Source organism: Streptomyces sp. NPDC002130, assembly GCF_040296465.1.
GTDB lineage: Bacteria > Actinomycetota > Actinomycetes > Streptomycetales > Streptomycetaceae > Streptomyces.
On sequence record NZ_JBEOXI010001180.1, the window covers coordinates 1 to 1,097 of the forward strand.

The 1,097-nt window shown below is 64.4% G+C and carries 1 protein-coding gene; it reads right to left on the reverse strand.

The genetic code is table 11. The annotated features are described in order from the left end of the window. The coding region (locus tag ABT116_RS49460; RefSeq protein ID WP_351648236.1) for a Rossmann-like and DUF2520 domain-containing protein at nucleotides 1-890 on the reverse strand (890 nt) is incomplete at its 3' end. Nucleotides 891-1,097: the final 207 nt, after the last annotated feature.

Here is a 1,097-nt window from a genome sequence, read left to right on the forward strand (position 1 = left end):
GCTCGATAGCCGGCAGCGAGCTCCGGATCCAGGTCTGTCAGTACGCGCAAATGTGTGTCGACGGCAGCAGCGTCACCGCGTGCCACCGGGCCGGTCAACGCCGAGGGACCGCGTCGTAGCGCGTTGTCCAAGGCCGCCGACAGCAGCGGCTGCAGGACACGCTCGGCCACCCCACCCGGATCTCCGTCGACCAACTGCTGACCGAGCAGCTCGTCGCCCTGCAACGACGCTCGCAGCGCCTCGACGGCGTCGACTACGAGCGTGACCAGGTGATTACTGCCGTGCGCCAGTGCCGCGTGGTAGAGCGCGCGGTTCTCCTCGCGTACTCGGACGGGCTCGCCGCCGATCTCGAGAACCAGTGACTGCGCGATCGCGTATCCGATGTCGTCGGCAGCAGTGATTCCGAAGCATGCCGACGACAGACGCGCAGTGTCCTCGTCGTGACCGGTGAACGTCATCGCCGGATGGATGGCCAAGGGCAGCGCGCCCAGTTCGGTCAGCGGGGCCAGGATCGCGATGCCGTTGGCACCGGACGTATGGGCGACGAGCGTGCCCGGCTTGACGGCCTGGGTGGCCGCGAGACCTCGAACAAGATCCGCAAGCTGGTCGTCAGGAACTGCGAGAATCAGCAGTTCGGAGCGAGCTGCGACGTCCGCAGCCGGAAGAATTTCGGTATCGGGAAGCCGCTTCACAGCGCGGGCAACCGAGGCGCTGGAGACGGCGGAGCAAGCGCTGACAACATGACCGGCTCGCTCCAATGCGGCACCGACAGCTGTTCCGACCCGGCAAGCTGTTCCATCAGCCTCTGCGATGAATGTCCCGATAGGTAGCGCTCGGAGACCCAAGTCATCGGTGCCAGATTCCGCGATCTCATTGCCAACATGCCCCACGACGTTCTATGGTTCATTACATGAGTAATGAACCAGTGAACACCGGGCATCGATCATCGTGATCGACGACGGACGACCACTGTTCCAGCAGATCGCCGAGCAGATCGAAGGCTCGATCATCGACGGCTCACTGCCGGAAGACGGACAGGTGACCGCAACCGGCCAACAAACCGGTCCTGGAGGCCGCCAGATACGCACAGGAGCGCG